General features: G+C 58.9%; 1 protein-coding gene. It reads right to left on the bottom strand.

Annotation, left to right across the window (positions count from 1 at the left end):
* Positions 1 to 62 precede the first annotated feature (62 nt).
* A partial coding sequence (locus tag G3T14_RS24260) for an HD domain-containing phosphohydrolase (RefSeq protein WP_163645017.1) occupies positions 63 to 1084 on the bottom strand: 1022 nt, incomplete at its 5' end.

Below are 1084 nucleotides of genomic sequence, written 5' to 3' on the forward strand. Positions count from 1 at the left end.
CAATCGAGGATCGTTAGGAAAGGACGCGCGGCCGAGTCGCATCGGTAGAAGGCAGGTGTGTGTCAGGCCGGCTGCGCGTGACCGTTCTTGCCGATAGGGGTGAACGCCTGGGCGATCGGTTCGAAAGCACGAACCAGATCCGGATCCAGGCGGCCGGACATCTCCTTTAGGATTTCGTAGGCTCGGACCATGCTCATCGGCGCCTTATAGGGGCGACGCTCGATCAAGGCGGCATAGATGTCGCAGATTGTAACCAAGCGAACGACATCGGGAATCTGGGATCCTGCCAGGCCATCTGGATAACCGCTTCCATCCAGCATCTCGTGATGGGATCGGACCACCTGAAGCATCTCGGCCTCAAACCCACGTCCCTGGAGCATGGCGTGACCGTGGGCGGCGTGGGTGCGCATCACCAGCATCTCATCCTTCGTGAGGAAGCTAGGCTTGTTCAGTATAGCTACCGGTACCGCGACCTTGCCGATGTCGTGCAAGAGCGCCGCTTTTGTTAGGTGCCGGGAGTCGCGTTCACTCATGCCGAGGGATCGCGCGAAAGCAGCGGCAAGACCGGCCACTAGCAGGCAGTGCTGGTGCGTGACATTGTCAAAACTCCAAACAACCTGGAGCCAGTCACCGATATTCGTCTCGGCAATTGCCTTGGTAACGATAGCGGTGCCGACATCGACCTGGGCCGGTGTCAACGCCGAGGTGTCCGTGAACATGCTAATGAGAAAGTCCCGCGCTTCGCAGGCCATTGCATTCGCAGTGGCCTTCTTTTCGTCGTCAGTCAGCCTTTCGATGACTCCAGGGAGCACGAGTCCAAGACGGTCGTATTGAAGGATGTGCTCCGCCTGGAGAGCGCTTCCTTGGATGCGGGCGCGAGGCGAGGAATTATGAAGAAGCCAGAGTAACGGAAGGGATTTACGTCTGAATAAGGCAAGGCACTTTTGCATGCGCTGAAGGGTATCGGACCGGGGTGAGCGCACATCCGCAACGATCAAGGCGGGGCTGACCGAGGGCGCGGCCTCGTCGTCCCACAGGTCGAAGAGCACCCAATGTCCCAGTGCTTCGAAGTCGCGAATGATGT

The organism is Methylobacterium sp. BTF04 (assembly GCF_010692745.1).
GTDB lineage: Bacteria > Pseudomonadota > Alphaproteobacteria > Rhizobiales > Beijerinckiaceae > Methylobacterium.